At 55.4% G+C, this 19311-nt stretch carries 13 protein-coding genes and 4 tRNA genes; 7 read left to right on the forward strand and 10 right to left on the reverse strand.

Annotation, left to right across the window (positions count from 1 at the left end; translation table 11 throughout):
• Window positions 1–5: 5 nt before the first annotated feature.
• The 4 genes from CUU80_RS03365 to CUU80_RS03380 all read left to right on the forward strand — a co-directional run bounded on the left by CUU80_RS03365 (window position 6) and on the right by CUU80_RS03380 (window position 3558).
• Window positions 6–78, forward strand: a tRNA-Ala gene (locus CUU80_RS03365).
• 50 nt (window positions 79–128) lie between these two features.
• A tRNA-Ala gene (locus tag CUU80_RS03370) sits at window positions 129–201 on the forward strand.
• A gap of 182 nt (window positions 202–383) precedes the next feature.
• Window positions 384–2054 carry a phosphate acetyltransferase gene (gene pta, locus CUU80_RS03375; protein WP_100495983.1) on the forward strand — a complete coding sequence of 557 codons (1671 nt, stop codon included), beginning with the start codon at window positions 384–386 and terminating at the stop codon, window positions 2052–2054.
• Between the two features lie 274 nt (window positions 2055–2328).
• Complete coding sequence (locus CUU80_RS03380; protein ID WP_100495984.1) at window positions 2329–3558, forward strand: acetate/propionate family kinase; 1230 nt, start codon at window positions 2329–2331, stop codon at window positions 3556–3558.
• A gap of 83 nt (window positions 3559–3641) precedes the next feature.
• Here the strand turns inward: CUU80_RS03380 and aroA are convergent, their stop codons facing one another.
• On the reverse strand, window positions 3642–4982 hold the full coding sequence (aroA, locus tag CUU80_RS03385) for a 3-phosphoshikimate 1-carboxyvinyltransferase (RefSeq protein ID WP_100495985.1): 1341 nt from the start codon (window positions 4980–4982) through the stop codon (window positions 3642–3644).
• A 69-nt stretch (window positions 4983–5051) separates the two neighbouring features.
• On the opposite strand from aroA, the gene CUU80_RS03395 reads away from it, so the two are divergent.
• Entirely contained in the window at window positions 5052–5930 is an 879-nt protein-coding gene (locus CUU80_RS03395) for a hypothetical protein (protein ID WP_207760074.1), read from the forward strand.
• Between the two features lie 176 nt (window positions 5931–6106).
• Here the strand turns inward: CUU80_RS03395 and CUU80_RS03400 are convergent.
• A tRNA-Pro gene (locus tag CUU80_RS03400) sits at window positions 6107–6183 on the reverse strand.
• Between the two features lie 321 nt (window positions 6184–6504).
• On the opposite strand from CUU80_RS03400, the gene CUU80_RS03405 reads away from it, so the two are divergent.
• Window positions 6505–7671, forward strand: coding sequence for an ABC transporter permease (locus CUU80_RS03405; RefSeq protein ID WP_100495986.1), 1167 nt, complete (start codon window positions 6505–6507; stop codon window positions 7669–7671).
• A 204-nt stretch (window positions 7672–7875) separates the two neighbouring features.
• On the opposite strand, the gene glgX is transcribed toward CUU80_RS03405, so the two are convergent.
• The 6 genes from glgX to CUU80_RS03435 form a co-directional block, all read right to left on the reverse strand.
• Window positions 7876–10008, reverse strand: a complete 2133-nt coding sequence (gene glgX / locus CUU80_RS03410; protein ID WP_165775846.1) for a glycogen debranching protein GlgX — start codon at window positions 10006–10008, stop codon at window positions 7876–7878.
• A gap of 72 nt (window positions 10009–10080) precedes the next feature.
• Window positions 10081–10755 carry an NUDIX hydrolase gene (locus CUU80_RS03415; protein WP_100495988.1) on the reverse strand — a complete coding sequence of 225 codons (675 nt, stop codon included), beginning with the start codon at window positions 10753–10755 and terminating at the stop codon, window positions 10081–10083.
• Window positions 10756–10802: 47 nt separating this feature from the next.
• Window positions 10803–11711: a Nif3-like dinuclear metal center hexameric protein gene (locus tag CUU80_RS03420; protein ID WP_165775816.1), complete on the reverse strand. Its 909-nt coding sequence runs from the start codon at window positions 11709–11711 to the stop codon at window positions 10803–10805.
• A gap of 104 nt (window positions 11712–11815) precedes the next feature.
• Entirely contained in the window at window positions 11816–14677 is a 2862-nt protein-coding gene (polA, locus tag CUU80_RS03425; RefSeq protein WP_100495990.1) for a DNA polymerase I, read from the reverse strand.
• Window positions 14678–14731: 54 nt separating this feature from the next.
• Window positions 14732–15517, reverse strand: a complete 786-nt coding sequence (locus CUU80_RS03430) for an ANTAR domain-containing response regulator (RefSeq protein ID WP_100495991.1) — start codon at window positions 15515–15517, stop codon at window positions 14732–14734.
• Between the two features lie 67 nt (window positions 15518–15584).
• A tRNA-Leu gene (locus CUU80_RS03435) sits at window positions 15585–15658 on the reverse strand.
• Window positions 15659–15861: 203 nt separating this feature from the next.
• Between CUU80_RS03435 and CUU80_RS03440 the strand changes: the two genes are divergently transcribed.
• On the forward strand, window positions 15862–16461 hold the full coding sequence (locus tag CUU80_RS03440) for an NUDIX domain-containing protein (RefSeq protein WP_100496365.1): 600 nt from the start codon (window positions 15862–15864) through the stop codon (window positions 16459–16461).
• 168 nt (window positions 16462–16629) lie between these two features.
• Here the strand turns inward: CUU80_RS03440 and pyk are convergent, their stop codons facing one another.
• Together pyk and CUU80_RS03450 are read right to left on the reverse strand one after the other, a co-directional pair.
• Complete coding sequence (gene pyk, locus CUU80_RS03445) at window positions 16630–18072, reverse strand: pyruvate kinase (protein WP_100495992.1); 1443 nt, start codon at window positions 18070–18072, stop codon at window positions 16630–16632.
• A gap of 166 nt (window positions 18073–18238) precedes the next feature.
• Entirely contained in the window at window positions 18239–19225 is a 987-nt protein-coding gene (locus CUU80_RS03450; protein WP_100495993.1) for a TerC family protein, read from the reverse strand.
• Window positions 19226–19311: the final 86 nt, after the last annotated feature.

Genomic DNA, 19311 nt, shown 5'->3' on the forward strand with positions numbered 1-19311 from the left:
ATTACGGGGCTATAGCGCAGCTGGTAGCGCATCTCCATGGCATGGAGAGGGTCAGGGGTTCGAATCCCCTTAGCTCCACAAAGAGACCACGGTCTCCCCCGATTCCAACGAATCGATAACTGAATTACGGGGCTATAGCGCAGCTGGTAGCGCATCTCCATGGCATGGAGAGGGTCAGGGGTTCGAATCCCCTTAGCTCCACAGATTAAAGGCCGGTGCTTATTAGTACCGGCCTTTTGTTGATCCATCACCATGATGATTTCTCTCACAGAGCAGCCGGTGAATCACGACACCTGCGTAAACGGTAACACTGATTCCCCTGTCGAAGCCATTACAATGAGGGGTGGTCCTGACAGTGTTATTTATCAAAGGAGACAAACATCGTGACCGCTACCCGTGTATATATCGCCAGTCCTGAAGGCGCCAATGGCCGCAACGTCGTGGCCTACGGCGTACTCAATGCGCTGACCTCGAAGTACAAGACCATCGTGTTCCGTCCAGCAGTATCCAATCATGATGATTTCACACCGGTACTGCTTTCCGCTTCAAACGCCGGCCTTGGCGTAGCTCTGTCTACCGGCCTCGACGTGCACAAAGTGCGTGCCGATAAGGACACCGCTCGCGGCGACATCATCGGCGCCTTCAATGATGCGATGGACGTCGCCCGTGCGGATGCAGCGTTGATCGTAGGCACGGACAAGTCACACGTGAACGACCCGACCAGCTACGAATTCAACGCCAATGTGGCTGCGGATTTGCAGGCTGGTGTCTTTCTGGCCGTATGCACCATCGACCGTTGGCCGCATGAGCTGGACGAGACCGTTCAGCTGTCCATTGAAGGCATGGAAGCCGCCGGCAACAGGGTTCTCGGCATCTTCGTGACCGGGTGCGAGCCGCGCCATGCCGTATCCGTCAAGGAGACATTGGCCAAGTATGGACTGCCGGTCTGGACGATTCCGCAGGTGTCCTTCACCGACGCCTCCTCCAAGGATCTCGCTTTGGAGACCTTCCGCAAGAACGCCCCCACTGAGGAGGTACTCGCGGCCCTCAACGTGGATATAGAGCCCCCAACCACCCCATACGCGTTCCAGTTCGGACTACTGGGCAAGGCCAAGACCAACAAGAAGACCATCGTGCTGCCCGAAGGCGAGGAAGACCGCATTATCAAGGCGGCCGATTACCTGCTGGAACGCGAGATCGTGAACCTCATCATCGTTGGCAACAAGGAATCCATTCTGGCCCGAGGCAAGGAACTCGGTCTGAACTACCTTGAGCGCGCTCGCTTCCAAGCCATGGACGACGAAAATATTCTCAAGCCGATGGTCGCCAAGCTGTGCGAGCTGCGCGCCAAGAAGGGTATGACCGAAGAGCAAGCACGCAAGCAGCTGACTGATGCCAGCTACTTCGGCACCATGCTCGTGGTGCTCGGCTACGCTGATGGATTGGTGTCTGGTTCCGTAAATTCCACCGCTAACACCGTGCGACCGGCTCTGCAGGTTATTAAGACCAAGCCTGGACAGAAGCTAGTGTCCGGCGCATTCCTCATGTGTTTCAAGGATCACGTGGCCGTGTTCGCCGACTGCGCCATCAACCTGAACCCGGATGCAGAACAACTCTCCGAAATCGCCCTGCAGTCCGCGGAGACTGCACGCGCTTTCGGCATTGATCCGAAGGTCGGCATGCTCTCCTACTCCACACTCGGCTCCGGCAAGGGCCCCGATGTGGATGTAGTCGAAGAAGCCACGAAGCTGCTCAAGGAGAAGGCCCCGGATCTGCCGGTTGTCGGTTCCATTCAGTTCGATGCAGCCTGGTCCCCCACCGTCGCTGCCACCAAGGCCAAGGGCAACGAAGTGGCCGGACACGTCAATGTGTTCGTCTTCCCGGACCTGTGCGCCGGCAACATCGCGTATAAGGCAGTACAGCGCTCTTCCGGAGCCCTCGCCATTGGCCCGGTGCTGCAGGGTCTGAACAAGCCGGTCAACGACCTGTCTCGCGGCGCTCTAGTGCAGGACATCATCAACACCATCGCCCTGACTGCCATCGAAGCCCAGTGACCATTCTGCTCCATCAACTAATTGCCTAGGTAGCATTTCTGAGGCAGAGTGGAAAGTTTGGGGATGCGATGCGGGACCGTAAGCTTGGCCGAACGGCCTTGAGTGTGTCCAGCATCGCATTCCCAAACTTTCCACGGTCCAATTGCAATCAAATATGCAATGCAGCTCTTTCTTATGCAAAGAACCGCATTTTGTAGCAACTAGCGAGTAATCTAATCAACGGTAACCCGCGTATTCGCGGGACTGAAATATATCACAATGGAGGATGCCCACAATGGCGAAAACCGTCCTTGTCATCAATTCCGGTTCCAGCTCGATCAAGTACCAGCTGGTGGATCTCGAATCCGGCGAAGGCCTTGCTTCTGGTCTGGTCGAGAAGATCGGCGAGCCTGTCGACGGCCACTACAAGCACGAGTACAACGGCGAGAAGCATGAGCTTGAAGAGCCGATTCACGACCACGAGCAGGGTCTGAAGCGCGTGCTCGGTTTCTTCGAGGAGTATGGCCCGAAGCTGTCCGACGCAGGTATCGTCGCCGTCGGTCACCGTGTGGTGCAGGGTGGCTCCATCTTCCCGAAGCCGGCTCTGGTTACCGACAAGACCATCAACCAGGTCAAGGATCTGGCTGTGCTCGCCCCGCTGCACAACGGTCCGGAGGCCAAGGGCGCTGAGGTCATGCGCGCCCTGCTGCCGGATGTGCCGCAGATCTTCGTCTTCGATTCCTCCTTCTTCTTCCAACTGCCGAAGGCTGCCAGCACCTACGCTCTGAACAAGGAGATCGCCGATCAGTACCACATTCGCCGCTACGGCGCTCATGGCACCTCCCACGAGTTCATCTCCTCCGTGGTGCCGGAAGTCGTCGGCAAGCCGGCTGAAGGTCTGAAGCAGATCGTCCTGCACATCGGCAACGGCGCTTCCGCTTCCGCTGAGATCTCCGGCAAGCCGGTTGAGACCTCCATGGGCCTGACCCCGCTTGAGGGCCTGATGATGGGCGGCCGTACCGGTGACATTGACCCGGCTGTGGTCTTCCACCTGATCCGTAACGCCCACATGAACGTGGATGAGCTGGATGCCCTGTTCAACAAGCGTTCCGGCATGATGGGCATGACCGGCTTCGGCGATCTGCGTGAGGTCCACCGTCTGGTGGCCGAAGGCAACGAGGACGCCAAGCTGGCTCTGGATGTCTACGTGCACCGTATCGTCAGCTACATCGGCAACTACACCTACCAGATGGGTGGCTGCGATGTGATCACCTTCACCGCTGGTGTTGGCGAGAACGACGACATCGTGCGCAAGATGGTGTGCGACAAGCTCGCTCCGTTCGGCGTCAAGCTGGACGAAGAGAAGAACGCCACCCGTTCCAAGGAACCGCGCGTCATCTCCACCCCGGACTCCTCCGTGGTCATCGCCGTGATTCCGACCAACGAGGAGCTGGCCATCGCCCGCAAGTCCGCTGCCATCGCCGAGGCCGGCGAAGACACCTACGGCAACAAGTTCGCCAAGTGAATCAACTACCGCTGATTCGCTAACAGAAAGACCCTGATGAATTCCAACAGGATTCATCAGGGTCTTTCTCTAATTATCGTGGACTACTCCCCCAGCATGCCGTTCCACATACCGACGAAGTCCGGCAACGTTTTACGCGTAGTTGTCACATTGACGATTTGTATGCCAGACACCGCCAGTCCGATCATTGCGGCAAACGTAGCCATACGATGATCAGCGTACGATTCCATCACCGCGCCGTGCAGAGATGCCCTTGGCACCGGCGTAATTTCAATGCCATCAGGCAGCTCACGGGCTACTCCCCCGATACGCCTGATCTCGGTGACCAGCGCTTCAAGCCGATTCGTCTCATGCCCGCGCAGATGTCCAATGCCAATCATGCTCGTTGGCTTATCGGCAAATACAAGAATCGCTGCCAAGGATGGTGCGATCTCGCCGGCTGCAGTCAAATCGAAATCGTCAAGACCATGGATATGCCCATCTGACGTCACTTCACAGTAACGAATGCCGTCCTGTTCGGGAAATACGACCTTTGCCCCCATACGCTCCAAATAACCGGGCAGCAGTCCACCCGGTTGAGTCGTTTCGACCGGCCAATGCGGTACACGCACGGTACCACCGGCAATCAGTGCAGCTCCTAAGAACGGTGCCGCATTTGATAGATCCGGTTCCACAACCACACGTTCAGGCAACTGCAACGCACCCGGTTTTACCGTCCACACACGAGCGTCTTCGTTAGCGAGCGCATGGCCGCCGGCACCATTCACATCGGCGACGGTCATACGGATGTGTGGCAGGCTTGGTGTCTTTTCACCCGTATGCTGCAATGTCAATCCGCCGGACAGACGGGATCCGATCAACAACAATCCGGAAATGAACTGCGAAGAGCCGGAGGAATCAATGCTCACTTGGACGTGATCTGCAGGAAGCACAGCAGGTGGAGTAATGGTAAACGGCAACTTGCCGATTTCACCGTGATAATCGACAGTTGCGCCAAGCTGTTCCAGACCGTCAAGTACGGGTTTCATCGGACGTGCATATGCCTGTTCATCACCGTCAAAATGTACTGGTCCATCGGCGAACAGTGCGAGTCCGGGCACAAAGCGCATCACGGTGCCGGCCAAACCACAGTAGACATCAGCATTCCCATGGAATCGACCACCTGCAGGAGGCGTTACGGTAACGGTTGTTTCGTTATCCGGATCGATATCGCAACGCACGCCGAGAGAGACGAGCGCTCCCATCATAAGTTCGGTGTCCCGTGAGCGCAGCAGACCGACGAGCGTAACCGGCTGGGAACCGAGAGCCGCAAGGATGAGATATCGATTGGACAGCGATTTGCTGCCAGGGATGGTGACGGTGGCGTCGAGTGACCCGTTCGCCGTTGGTGCGGGCCATAGTTGGAGATTGTTCGTTTCACTCATGTGCTTTATCGTATCGGTTTCGGTGAAAAACGACGACTGTACGTCCGCTTTCGCGTTATGGTTGATGGCATGAGGGTGATTGAGCGTTTCTGCCGAGGCAAGCGAGACGATCAGTCGTTGAATGAGGATGGGCTGATTGTCACCGATGATTTCGCAGCCGTGGTGGATGGTGTGACAAGCAAAAGCGTACGCCATGTATGGCAGCCGAGCGGCGGAGTCGTCGCGAAAAATATATTGCTGAACGCTATCGCCGGATTGTCCGCGGACGCATCAATGCGGCAGGTGCAGGCGAAGCTGGACGCATGTTTGCGAATACAGTACGGCACGGGTGCCGATGCATCGTTGTTTGAACATGAACCGTGGGAGCGTCTGCAGGCGAATGCAGTCGTTTACGGTACGTATCGGCACGAGGCGTGGCTGTTCGGCGACTGTCAGATCATGGTGAACGGCGTGCAGATGCCAACGGTGAAACGTGTAGATGAGCTGCTCGGCGAACTGCGATCATTCGCCGCTCAAGCGTTGACGCTGCAAAAGGAAAGCTGCGTATCTATGGATAGCGATGAAGATGTCCGACCATCCGACAGCGCCAATGGCCCGGACATACGAACACGTCAGGTCAATGATCCGGCTCGTGACATGATACTGCCGTTTCTGCGTCTGCAGTCGCAGTTTGCGAACAAAACCGGCATGTACGGATATTTCGTTTTCGACGGATTCACCGATCCAACGTATCCGATTCGCACGGTCCCAGTGCACCCCGGCGACGAGGTAGTACTCGCCTCGGACGGTTATCCTCTGCTACGACCGACACTTGCCGAATCGGAACGCGAATTAGATCGTCTGCGCCATGACGATCCGCAACTCATCCGAGACTATCGCACTACCAAAGGTTTCGTTCCCGGTCAGGAATCGTTCGATGACCGCACCTACATGCGATTCATCGCTTAAGCGTCTGCTCTTCACCTTTGAAGTTGTTGCTTACGGCTTAGGGATCCTGACAGGGGATACCGATGAGTGCACACCAGAGGCCGTTCTCCGGCTGTGGTCATCGAATCAAATCGGATGCATCACCTCAAGCCGGGTAAAAGCAGAATCCCCTATTCCCTATGCGGGAGTAGGGGTTTTGGTCGGGCTAGCGGGATTTGAACCCACGACATCCTGCTCCCAAAGCAGGCGCGCTACCAAACTGCGCTATAGCCCGTTTGCCATTGTCTAAATCACTGAGCCAACGGCACAAGCCATTATTGTACCGCATGTACGGACTACGACACGTTCAAAACCGAAATAAGGGTAGAATGTCATAGTGAGTCGAGCGGATCACACGGCAAATGCATGCACGAAACCTGCATACTTCATGTTGTCGGCGTGCCTCAATGCCGCAAAGACATACTGCTGAACTGACGTAAAGTCGTATTTCAGCCGAGTTCGACGAGAAGTCCATACCAGGTTCCATCAGTCGGCTGGACGGACTGCCAGTCGAAAGACGCCCGTATGGGCCGGATGGATATGAGGAGGAGCACGCATGGGAAGGCACCAACGCGCCGAAACCTACGGTTTGGTCTCATTCCTGTTTTGCGCCGCGATAGGTGCCGTATCCATGAACGCATATATGGAATATGCGCCGGCCATTTGGCAGCTCACTCAACGTCGATTCATGGTCTGCTCGGGCATTGTTGCCGGCTGCGGCGTCATCTCGTTCATTATCGGTTATGCCAGCAAATCCCGTTCCTTGAATCTCAACAACGGATGGTTGGCACCGATTCGCCGCATCGTGGAGATCGTAGCTCTTTCAGTAGTGTATGCCGCCACGATATTCCTCTCCTCGTTTGCATTGATGGGTGCCGTGAACGACATGATGGGCAACGCCATTTTTGCCGGATACATCTCCAGCATATGCGCAGGTTTTTCCGGCGTCGTGGGTTATATGACGTTCGTCCAGGCTGAGCTTATGAACGCCAAAACATTGGCCAGCCTATTGCCGTTCTTCGTTATCTCCGGTGTAGCCACCGCAGGCATGACCACCGACGACCCCTACTGGTATCACAACAACTTCTCCCAGCTCGGCGACCGCACCACATTCGCCGCCCGCATGTTCAATTCAACGCTTATGCTGGCGGGAACCTGCATCATCATCGTCAGTTACTTCGCCATATCCGAACTAGTGACCACCGAACGCCTACAGCGACTCTGGCACGATCGCACCAACAAAGACCCGAATCGCGGCTATGATATCCCACATTTCATGGTGCGTACCACCATTCTTTCGGCGCTACTTACCATATCCGGCTTGGCATTCATCGGTATCGGCGTATTCCGATACACACCACACAATCTCCTGCACAATATATGCGCCAAGGGTCTGCCCTTCGTCATGTTGATCCTGTTTGTGTTCCTGCCATGGCTTGCGCCGCGTCTGTCCAAAGCAGTGATGGTCGCCTCCGATCTTGCGGCATTGGTGTGTGCAGGATTCTGGGCCAACATGATGATGGGCCACAACACGCTCACTAACGTGGAAGCGCTGGCCGGTCTTATGTTCTTGGGGTGGTTCATCGTCTTCTCACGCCAGATCGCGGCCATCGAAGCCGATCGAGTCGCAGCACAGTTGCTCCACGCGCAAATGCTGGAAAACGGTTTGACGGACACCCCTGCGGGCACTCCGATTGAGTCGCGTATCGCAGCGGATCGCTAGATTTCCGCCATAGCGGCGCTCTCTTCCCTACTTCCCCGTTTCCCGATACAAGTGCCTTTAATACACCATAGCGGGAAGTCGTAAACGCAGTCTGGGAACGAACTACGCCATCGTAAACTGCTCGTCGGCACAACAGGATGGGGTCCGTCACAGCATTGATAGATAGCCGCGACGGACCCAATCCATATTCGAAACTCAGCCCGGTCAATCCGTCGCGGAACCAAACAACTTCTTCTTCGGCTTCTTGGCACTCATCAGCATCAGGAAGCTTCTGGACGGTGCGGTAATCATGAATCCGGCCTCATAACTCAACTCCGGACCATTGGGATTATGCGTGTCCACGATGAGTTGCCATTTGCGGCCATACCGCTCATCCGGCAACGTGAACATAATCGGCTCATAATGCGCGTTGAAGATCAGGATGAAATCGTTATCGACCATACGGTTGCCGTACCAATCGACTTCCGGAATGTCGGAACCATTGAGGTAGATCATCATGGAGAATGCATGCGTATTCTGCCAATCTTCCATATCCATGATGGAACCGGTATGGTCGAACCACTCGACCTGTGGAATCGTATTGGAGTCATCTCCCGGCTCACGACCAGTGAAGAATCGACGACGATGCAATACCGGATGGTCCAAGCGCAAATGAACCAGACGGGAGACGAATTTCAGCATCTCCTTCTGATCCTTGTTCAAGTTCCAGTTGGTCCAGGAAATTTCGTTGTCTTGACAGTAGGCGTTGTTATTGCCCTGCTGGGTGCGGCAGACCTCGTCGCCCCCGCAGATCATCGGAATGCCTTGGCTGAACAATAACGTGGCGAACATGTTGCGCATTTGGCGTTGGCGCAGATCGTTGACGTCAGGAATGTTCGTAGGACCTTCCACACCGCAGTTCCAGGACCGGTTGTTGGATTCGCCGTCCCTGTTGCCTTCGCCATTGGCCGCGTTATGTTTGTCGTTGTAGCTCACCAAATCGTTGAGCGTAAATCCATCGTGCGCGGTGATGAAATTCACGGACGCTACCGGTCGGCGGCCGTTGACCTGATACAGGTCGGAGCTGCCCATAAGTCGTGAAGCGAATTCCGGCAACGTAGACGGCTGCGAGCGCCAGAAGTCGCGGACGGTATCACGGAACCGACCATTCCATTCGGACCAGCTGGAGGGGAAGCCGCCTACCTGATAACCGCCGGAGCCCAAATCCCACGGTTCGGCGATCAACTTGACGCGAGAAATAACCGGATCCTGTTCCACGATGTCAAAGAACGCAGACAGCTTGTCTACTTCCTGGAACTGTCGGGCCAGAGTGGCCGCCAGATCGAAGCGGAAGCCGTCCACGTGCATTTCGGTGACCCAGTAACGCAGCGAGTCGGTGATGAGCTGCAAAGCGTGCGGCGAACGCATCAGCAGCGAGTTTCCGGTGCCGGTGGTGTCGAAGTAGTGCATCGGATCGCCGTCCACCAGTCGGTAGTAGGAGGCGTTGTCAATGCCCTTGAAGCTCAAGGTCGGGCCCATGTGGTTGCCTTCAGCGGTGTGGTTGTATACCACATCGAGAATCACTTCCATACCGGCACGATGATAGGCCTTGACCATGGATTTGAATTCGTTGACCTGCTCACCGCGTTCTCCGGAGGAAGAGTAGGCGTTGTGTGGCGCGAAGAAGCCGATGGTGTTGTATCCCCAGTAGTTGGACAGGCCCTTCTCCTGAAGGAACGAATCGTTGACGAACTGATGGATCGGCATCAGTTCGATGGCCGTGACGCCAAGCTTCTTCAGATACTCGATGACGCTTGGATAGGCAAGACCTGCATAGGTGCCACGAATATCCGGCGGCACATCCATATTGAGGTTGGTCAGACCTCGCACATGGGCTTCGTAAATAACCGAATCATGGTAGGGAATGTATGGATGCTGATCGTTGCCCCAATCGAAATAGGGGTTGATGACAGCTGATTTCATGGTATGCGATGCTGAGTCCAGCGTGTTCATCGCTGAATTGTCGTCGGGACTTCTGAACCAGTATGAGAACAGGCTTTCGTCGCCGTCGATATTGCCTTCGATCGCTTTGGCGTATGGGTCGAGCAACAGCTTATTGGGGTTGCATCGAAGGCCATGTACCGGGTCGTACGGGCCATACACACGATAGCCGTATCGTTGTCCGGGCTGAAGTCCGGGAATATAGTTGTGCCAAACATACGAGTTCTGTTCGGTCATTTCGATGCGCGTCTCGTTGTCTTGTTCGTCGAACAGGCACAATTCCACTTTTTGGGCGACTTGCGAATACAACGCGAAATTCACGCCGGCACCGTCATAACTGGCACCCAAGGGGTACATTGATCCGGGTCTGAGCTGCATAGTTTCAGTATCCCACTTTCTGATATTGCCGTTGCGTTTGATTGATGAAGGTTAGGCAAACAGTGTTGGCTTATCCGTATCCGAATGCTTGGCGATGAGTCTTCTCAACGCCTCATGCTGAATCGCGATCATCGAGTTTGACGCGGTGATGCGCGTGGCGGTCAGCTCGCTCCATGGAATCCATGTGGATTCCACATGTTCATCCGGGTCCATATGACGCTCTTTGTGCCGGAATGGCCCCAGATGCAGCACCATGATATGCGCCAATTCATCACTCATGCCCTCTGAGGAATAGAAATCTCCGATATAGTCGACACCCATGGCATCACGGTCCGGGACCACACCGGTTTCCTCGGCGAGTTCTCTCAACGCCGCGTCCAGTATGTCTTCGCCCTCGTCCATCAGTCCTGCGGGAAGCCCGTAGGCGAATATATCCGATCCAACACGATATTCGCGTTCGATAAGATATCGATCGGTGGACATGTCATGTACAAGCATCACCACGCAGGGTGCGTGACGTACTACCTGACGATTGATCTCATGGACCCCACCTTGCTTATCGCTCAGGGCGAGCGTCATATCGTCCACATGGAAGACACGACCCGTGTATACGGTTTCGCTACGCACCACTGAGGCTGGCACATCCATGTCGATGCCGTCTGAGGAAGCATTCAACCTGCGATCGAGCTTACGCTCCAATCGCTGCTGCTTATCATCACCCACCATGCTCTCTCCTTAGGCAAACGTTTTCATTATTCTACCGCAGCAACTCATTATTCCTCTGAAGTAATGGTCAGTGTCCACGGATCGGTTGTCTCATGAATCCACTCGACTTCTGGTCTTTGCCCTGTCGCCTGTTCGACGGCCAACGGGACATCCTCGATCGCGTAATTGAACCAAATGGATTCAATCGCGGCATGCGGCGTGTTGATCAGGTTCGGCCGAAGACGAGCATCTCCCGCGCCAAGCATTATGGCATGTGCGCGCATTCGTGCTTCATACCGGGCTTGTTCAATGGCATCCGTCGCCGGATGATGTCTCAAATCGCTGGTCACATACACGTCCACGCCGGCTGCGCGAACCTCATTGAACAGCGAATCACCTGAGCCCGGCAATACGGCAACTGTTTCCACTGATTCATCAAGATCACCGCATACCTGAATCCCGAGCTTGGTAGTCATTCCGCGAGTATTTACCGCGTTGAATACGCTGAGCGCGAAATCCTTAAGAGATACCGGTTGCGGCAACCGTCCGACCCGCCCCAATCCAGCCATCGCGTTGGACTGCGGATCATCGATCGGAACCAAAGGCCGTTGATCGATCAGGCCGAAAGCGTCGGCCGCCGCCTGACCGACGCCACGTGGCGAGGCATCAGCGTTAGTGTGCCCCACCCATAATCCGCATCCGTTCTGGTAGAGTCTGCGCACTATGTCGCCACGGAAACCCAAGCCACCGGTCTCATGCACGGCACGAAAATACAGAGGATGATGGGTGACGAGCAGGTCTGCTCCGGCTTTGATAGCTTTATCTACTATCGAGGATGTCGGATCCGCCGCAAACACGATTTTGTGGACGTCATGACTCAAATCGCCTACGATCAGGCCCGGCTCATCCCATTGTTCGGCGTAACGAAGCGGGTAGAGGGTTTCAAGGACGTCAATGACTTGCTTGAGATTCGGCATATGCCACATTGTAGTGGCCCAGACTGCGAGGCACGGCCAATCCGAGAAGGCGGCCACACTTCACAGCCTGGAACTACTGGGTTACGAACACGGATGGAATGGCATCAGTGCGCAGCGAGCTGCCAGTCAGCACCTATGCCGCAAGACACATCCAATGGCACGGCAAGCTCCACGGCATGTTCCATGGCGTTTCTGACCAATGCGGTAACCTGATCAGCCTCCCCCGGTGCGACTTCAACCACAAGTTCATCATGAATCTGCAGAATGATGCGGCTCCGTACATCAGCCTCCTGCAAAGCCCGTGAGGCCTGAATCATGGCAATCTTCATGATGTCGGCCGCCGACCCCTGAATCGGAGCGTTGAGCGCCGCGCGTTCGGCCGCGTCTCGCGCCACTCGATTCGTGGATTGCAAAGCCGGGAAGTATCGCCTCCGGCCAAACATGGTTTCGGTGTATCCCTTGCTTCGCGCAGTGGTAACCAACGATTCCAAGTAATCATGTACCTTGCCGAAGGTCTCGAAATAGCGGTTCTTCAATGATTCGGCTTCACGCGGAGCAATCTTCAGCTGTTGAGCCAAGCCATAGGTACTCAGCCCATAAGCCAGACCATAGCTCATGGCCTTCACATGGCTGCGCTGGTCTCCAGTGATCTCCTCAACCGGAAGCTTATAGACCATCGACGCCACATATTTATGGAAGTCCATGCCGGATCGGAATGCCTCGATAAGTGCTTCGTCTCCCGACAGATCAGCCATGATACGAAGTTCCACCTGTGAATAATCACAGCTTAGCAACGATTCGTAGCCGTCTCCCGGTACGAAAACGCCGCGAATTTCACGACCGGCAGCGTTCCTGTTAGGGATGTTCTGCAGGTTAGGGTCCACAGAGCTGAGCCGCCCGGTCGCCGCAACCGTCTGCTCAAACGTGGTGTGGATACGCTCATCCGCAGGGTTGACGGCATCGATCAGACTTTGCACGATCTGCTTGAGCTTGTTGGTTTCACGATGCCGAAGCAAGGCACCGAGGAAACCATTCGCCTGTTCATTGTCCACGGATCTTATGTACAGATCCTGCAACGCTGAAGCATTGGTGGTATAGGATCCTGACTTGGTTCGTTTCGTGGGCTTCAGGCCGAAGTCCTCGAACAGCACCTTTTGCAGCTGCTTGGGGCTCTGCAGATTAAGCTGGCTACCGGCAAACTGCCATGCCGTCTCCTGAGCGAAGCGGGCATCCTGAGCGAACTGGTCGCGCATGCTACGCAGACGTACTGTGTCGATTTTCGCTCCGTCTCGCTCCATCTCGAACAGTACGCGAGAGACCGGCAACTCGACTGCGCGCATCAGCCAGTATTGCTCACGCTGATCAATGATCGGGGCGAGTGTGCCAGCCAACTCGCGAATGATGGACAGATCACGCAGTCGCTGTTCATCCGCGTCAGGTTGCGTTGATTCAGCATCGAAATCCAGCATCCCCTGCGCAGGTTGAGTCTCCTCGTTCACCTGAATATCAAGAAAATGCTCAGCAGCCTGAATGAGACCATCGGCATGGAAATCCGGCTGCGCCAAATAACCGGCTAGCTTGGTGTCGAACAACGGCAAATCGAGATCCAGATGAGCCGCGGCAAGCAGGTGCAGCAACTCCTTATACCCATGTACGATGATGCGGCCGTGTTCTTGGCTCAGAAATGTATTGAGCGTCTCATGCAGTGCTGCCTCGCATGGGAGCGCGATCATAGCGGCGTGTTTCCCGGCTTCAATCGCGAGCGCCTGCACATGAGAGCGACCGGGGCGGTCATCGCCCCAAGCGGCAAGCGTCCATGCATGATGGACGTTCTCGCCAACACTGATGTGAGTATCGTGGTCGGAGAAATCCATTGCCTTGAATGTCGCGACATCTTCGCTCACGGCGATGTCGTGGCGATGTTCATCAATCCATGCATCGAACTGCTGCACAGTTGATATCGCGGTGTTGTCCGGCAGATTCAGGGCAGGTTCTGCTTGACTCTGATTATCCGACCGTCCCTCGCCTTGATCAGTAACAGTCTGTCCGCCTCCGGTATTGAAGGTTTTCAGTACACGCGTCTTGGTTCTTGCGCCAAACTCAAGATCCTTGAACAAGGTGTCAAGAGCGCCGGCATCTATCGAGCCAAAGGTCAGGTCGTTCAGTGCTACGCCGAGATCGATGTCTCGTACCAAAGCGTTTACCTTGCGATTGAGCATCACCTGATCGATGTTGGCGCGCAGGGATTCGCCCTTCTTGCCACCGATTTCATCGGCATGTGCCGCGATGCCCTCCAGTGAGCCGTACTGATTAATCCACTTGGCGGCGAATCCATCGCCCACGCCCGGTACTCCGGGAATGTTGTCGGCGGTTTCCCCCCTCAGTGCAGCCAGATCCGGATATTGTGCAGGCGTCACCTTGTATTTATCGATGATGGCCTGCGGATCCATATGCTTCAGATCTTTGAAATGGTGGCCCGGGTAAAGCACGGTGACATTGTCGTCCACAAGTTGGAAAGCGTCTCTGTCGCCGGAAAGCACAAGGGTGTGATACCCTGCATGATCTCCCATTGTGGCGAGCGTGGCGATAATGTCATCGCCTTCATAGCCCGGCTTTTCGATATAGGTGACGCCCAATGCCGTAAGCAGCTGTTGAATCAGCGGCAGCTGGGTAAGCAGCTCTTCCGGTGCCGCCTCACGGGTGCCTTTGTACTGAGGCAGCAACTCGTTGCGGAACGTTCCGCCCTTGACATCGAAAGCCACGCCAAGCAGATCGGGCTGCTCGGCATCGATCACTTGGGCCAACATGGTGGCAAAGCCCCAAACAGCATTCGTGGCTTGCCCTGTTGAGGTGCTGAAATTATCGACCGGCATGGCGAAGAACGCGCGAAAAGCTAGGGAGTGGCCATCCACTACCAATAAAGTGTGCTTGGAACTTCCGGAATTCAAGGTCACAGTATCAGTCATTCTTTTCTATGAAATACGTAAGCCCCGCATGAAGCGGGGCTTGATGGTCAACTATCAGCGCTCATCCGAATCTGAAGGCTTCGGATCACCATATTTGGCGATGATGGCAAGCGCGAGACGCTTCTTCGGAATACGCTGATCCATGGAAGTCTTCTGAATCCAACGGAATGCACCCTGCTCGGAGAAGTCCGCCTTATCCATCAGCAGCCCCTTGGCACGATCCACAAGCTTACGCTCTTCAAGCGTGTCCTCAGCCTTCTTAAGCTTCTCCTCGGTTTCACGCAACTGGTCAGTGGTTTCCTTGAGTTTACGCTCGCTGCGCTCAACGTTGTCCAGCAGATCGTTGATTTCGGCGAAACGGCCCATCGCCACTTCCAGCGTAGGCAGCAGTTTGGATTCCTCATACGGCTTGGTCACATAAGCCATGGCTCCTGCACCGGTGGCTTTCTTTACCAAGTCGGTCTGGGAGAATGCCGTGAGCATCACCACAGGGGCGATGTTTTCATCGCAGATGATACCAGCAGCGGCGATGCCATCCATGCGTGGCATCTTCACGTCCATGCACACCACATCCGGACGGTACTTGCGCGTCAATTCGACGGCTTCCTCACCATTGGCGGCCTGTCCGACCACCTCATAGCCGTTATCTTCCAGCATAGCCACGAGATCCATACGATTCACGGCTTCGTCTTCGGCCACTACAACCGTACGCGGGCCGTTTGGCGTCTTGGCTTCAGCTTCGACTGGTTCATCCGTGCCAGCAGCTGCCTTCAGTTCCTCGTCGGTTAGCACCTCGTCGATGTCGATGCTCGGTTCCTCGGACTTCTTCCTCGCAGCCATGCCAGCCTCTTTTCTTCGACTAACTAACAAAAAGCCTCACCACAATGCGGTGAAGCTCATTACAAAGTGCCCCCGGTGGGACTCGAACCCACACTGCGCAGATTTTGAGGCTGCTTCCTCTACCAATTGGGATACAGGGGCGTGCTTGGCACTCTGAAGAGAGTAACACAAGTTACAGACTGTCACTACAAAGACACGCGCTGAATCGAAAAAACATACAGACAGGATATGTGATTTCGTCGCATGGTTTTCCTACAAACCAACAATGTACAGGCTTACAATGGAGCCGGTTGTGATGTGCGCCAATGTAAGCAATGCGCACGACCGTCATCGAGGAGGGGCATATGAACAACACGACCTATCGTTCTTTCGATCCTTGGCGTCCGTCTCCGGTTAAGGAAACCGTTCGCAAACAGACCACGGAAACCCATTATTTCAATATCGATGAGGTTTCCTACGAATCCAATGACGGCAAGCAATTCACTCGGTACTGCATTCAACCAAACAGTGGCGATGCCGTAGCGGTATTGGCCGTGACCGACGACGGACGCATTCCGCTGGTGGAGCAATACCGCATAGCGAGCCATCGCTGGACGTTGGAGATTCCTGGAGGACATGCCAAGAATCGCGACGAGCAGCCTGCCGATGTGGCGCGCCGCAAGCTTGCGGACGAGGCCGGATTCACGGCCGCACATCTTACTCAATTTGCGCGCTTCCTCAATACACCGAGCTACTCCACGCAGCATACGGCCATTTTCTATGCCACCGGACTCACACCTGCCGATCGGCAGTCGATCGGGCCCGAGACTCCACGTTCCGATGTTCGTCTGGTTTCTGTAGATGAGGCGTACCAGATGGTGATTAACGGTACTATCGTGGACGCCAAGACGATTATCGCCATTCTCAGACTGAAAAGCGGCAGTCTGGATAATGTAACCGACTGAAGCAATCAATCAGCCAATCAGTGTCAATCAGCAAAGATTACGCTTTTGCGGCACTGACGTCCGCAACTCGTTACGTGCATATACGAGAAGGAGGTTCCCACCCGATTTGGGGTGGGAACCTCCTTCTCATTCACGCTCTATGACGCGTTTGACGATTCCTCAAGAATCTCAGTCGCAAGCGCCGACGGTGTGAACGTAGATGGAATCGGTGCGGCCCGGCTGGTGATCGCCCTGAGCGGAGCTCAGGATGACGATCTTGTCACCGTCAACAACCTTACCAGCGTCCTTGAGGATCTTGTCGGTGAAGACCATGAGATCCTTGCGGGACTTGTCGTGGTAGTCTTCCTCGGTCAGGAAGGCCTCGGTACCCCAAGACAGAGCCAGCCAGTGGAAGGTGTGCTCGTTGTTGGTGATGCCGTAGATCGGAGCGGCCGGACGCTCACGGGACACACGGTGCACGGTGGAGCCGGTCTGGGTGTAGGCAACGATGGCCTTGGCGTTGAGCTTGTCAGCCAGATCAACGGCAGCGGAGGACACAGCGCCGGTGGAGGACATGTCCAGGTTCTTGAGCTCCGGAATACGGTCGAAGCCGTGATCGGTGGCGTAGCCGGAGATGCGGGACATGGTGTCCACAGTGACTGCCGGGTACTTGCCGACAGCGGTCTCGTTGGAGGTCATGGTGGCGTCGGCACCGTCGAGAACAGCGTTGGCGCAGTCAGAGGCCTCTGCACGGGTCGGGACCGGGTTGTTCACCATGGAGCCGAGGACCTCGGTAGCCACGATGACCGGCTTGGCGTACTGGCGAGCCAGCTCGATGATGCGCTTGGTAGCCAGCGGAACCTCTTCCAGCGGGCACTCGACGGCCATATCGCCACGAGCGGCCATCACACCGTCGAAGGTCTTGACAATGTCTTCGAGGTTCTCCAGAGCCTGCGGCTTCTCGATCTTGGCGACGATCGGGATACGGCGGCCTTCTTCGTCCATGATCTCGTGAGCGCGATCAATATCGGTGGCGAAACGCACGAAGGACATGGCGATGATGTCGGCACCGGTGCGGATGGCCCAACGCAGGTCAGCCTCATCCTTCTCGGTCAGAGCAGGCAGAGAAACGGCAACGCCCGGCAGGTTGATGCCCTTGTGGGAGGACACCGGACCGGCCACGACGACCTTGGTGTGCACGTTGTTGCCCTCGACCTTGGTGACCTCAAGACGGACCTTGCCGTCGTCGATCAGAATCGGGTCGCCCGGGTGGCAATCGCCCGGCAGACCCTTGAAGGTGGTGGAGGTGATGTGCTCGTCACCCTCGATATCGTCGGTGGTGATGACGAACTCCTGGCCAAGCTGCAGCTGAACCTTGTCCTCGCCCTCGGCGTTCTTCTTGAACCAACCGCAGCGGATCTTCGGGCCCTGCAGATCGACAAGCGCGGCAACGTTGCGGCCGGTTTCCTTGCTGGCCTTGCGAACGTTGTTGTAGACGCGGAGGTGATCCTCAGGAGTGCCGTGGGAGCGGTTCAGACGAGCAACGTCCATACCGGCTTCAACGAGCTTGAGAAGGTTGTCGTATTCCTCGGTGGCGGGACCGATGGTGTCAACGATCTTGGCTTTACGCATGAATGCCTGCCTATTCTAATTGTTGAGTTCCGAGGCCGAAGGCCTCACTTGCCGAAAACCAGTTTACTAGCGCTCACAGCGATATGCCAAGTTTTTCTCTCGGTGTGTTGTGAGCGCTCACATTGTTGCGGATATTAGGTTTTCAGGTTCTATTTTCCTGATTATTTCAGGCTTTCTTACCGGATTCCAAAGTCTTCATCTTGATGACGGATGCAATTGACGCTCCACCGATTGCTACCACAATCACCGCAAGGGACAACCACGTAGGAACCTCAGGCACCCAATGCACGCCATGGCCGCCGTTGATGAACGGCAGCGTATTGCCATGCAGCGCCTCCATGACCAGTTTGACTCCGATGAATCCGAGTACCACAGACAGTCCGGCAGGAAGGTAGACGAGCTTGTCCAGAAGCGCACCCAGCAGGAAGTAAAGCTGCTGAAGACCGAGCAGCGCAAACACGTTAGAGGTGAACACCAGGAACGGATCCTTAGTCAAGCCGAAGATCGCCGGAATGGAATCGAACGCGAACATCACATCGGTGGTACCGATGGTCAGGAACACGATAAGCATCGGAGTCCAGTAGCGTACACCGTTTCGCGTGGTCCTCAACTTCTCACCATCGTAGTCATCGGTGATCTTAATGACTTTACGCAATGTACGAATCAGACCGTTTTCATGATATTCCTCATCGTCATCGCCACCGATCACCAGCTTGACAGCGGTATAAATCAGGAAAGCGCCAAAAATGAAGAACACCCACGTGAATCGGGAGATCAACGCCGCACCGATGAGAATGAAGATGCCACGGAAAATCAAGGCGATGGTGATACCCACCGACAACACATACTTCTGCAGCTGTTTGGGCACTGCGAAATTCGACATGATGATGACGAATACGAACAGATTGTCAATGGACAATGAATATTCGGTCAGCCAGCCGGAGTAGAACTCTATGGCCGGCTTCGATCCGGCGAAGAACCAGATGCATCCACCGAAGATCAGCGCCATGACCACAAAGAAAGCGATATGCTGCACGCATTCCTTGGTGGACGGCACATGCGGACGTCGGCCGATGACGAATAGGTCGACGATGAAGAACAACGCAAGCACCACAAAGGTGATGATTTCAAATGCAAGAGGGGTTTCTGCCATGATTCACTACCCTAATTTATGGAGTTGACGGGCGGGCCGTTCCGTTACCGTTGATTGGTGGAGGGCCGGGGTATGTGCACCTCCAC

Source organism: Bifidobacterium scaligerum (assembly GCF_002802865.1).
GTDB lineage: Bacteria > Actinomycetota > Actinomycetes > Actinomycetales > Bifidobacteriaceae > Bifidobacterium > Bifidobacterium scaligerum.

Bases quoted from the DNA above. Each gene is read 5' to 3' on its own strand.
- CUU80_RS03450 (WP_100495993.1), bottom strand. From the start codon at position 19,225: ATGGCAGAAACCCCTCTTGCATTTGAAATCATCACCTTTGTGGTGCTT.
- glgX (WP_165775846.1), bottom strand. From the start codon at position 10,008: ATGTACCCCTTGGGTGCCAGTTATGACGGTGCCGGCGTGAATTTCGCG.
- CUU80_RS03415 (WP_100495988.1), bottom strand. From the start codon at position 10,755: ATGGTGGGTGATGATAAGCAGCAGCGATTGGAGCGTAAGCTCGATCGC.
- polA (WP_100495990.1), bottom strand. From the start codon at position 14,677: ATGACTGATACTGTGACCTTGAATTCCGGAAGTTCCAAGCACACTTTA.
- CUU80_RS03395 (WP_207760074.1), top strand. From the start codon at position 5,052: ATGAGGGTGATTGAGCGTTTCTGCCGAGGCAAGCGAGACGATCAGTCG.
- CUU80_RS03440 (WP_100496365.1), top strand. From the start codon at position 15,862: ATGAACAACACGACCTATCGTTCTTTCGATCCTTGGCGTCCGTCTCCG.
- pyk (WP_100495992.1), bottom strand. From the start codon at position 18,072: ATGCGTAAAGCCAAGATCGTTGACACCATCGGTCCCGCCACCGAGGAA.
- CUU80_RS03380 (WP_100495984.1), top strand. From the start codon at position 2,329: ATGGCGAAAACCGTCCTTGTCATCAATTCCGGTTCCAGCTCGATCAAG.
- CUU80_RS03405 (WP_100495986.1), top strand. From the start codon at position 6,505: ATGGGAAGGCACCAACGCGCCGAAACCTACGGTTTGGTCTCATTCCTG.
- CUU80_RS03420 (WP_165775816.1), bottom strand. From the start codon at position 11,711: ATGCCGAATCTCAAGCAAGTCATTGACGTCCTTGAAACCCTCTACCCG.
- aroA (WP_100495985.1), bottom strand. From the start codon at position 4,982: ATGAGTGAAACGAACAATCTCCAACTATGGCCCGCACCAACGGCGAAC.
- CUU80_RS03430 (WP_100495991.1), bottom strand. From the start codon at position 15,517: ATGGCTGCGAGGAAGAAGTCCGAGGAACCGAGCATCGACATCGACGAG.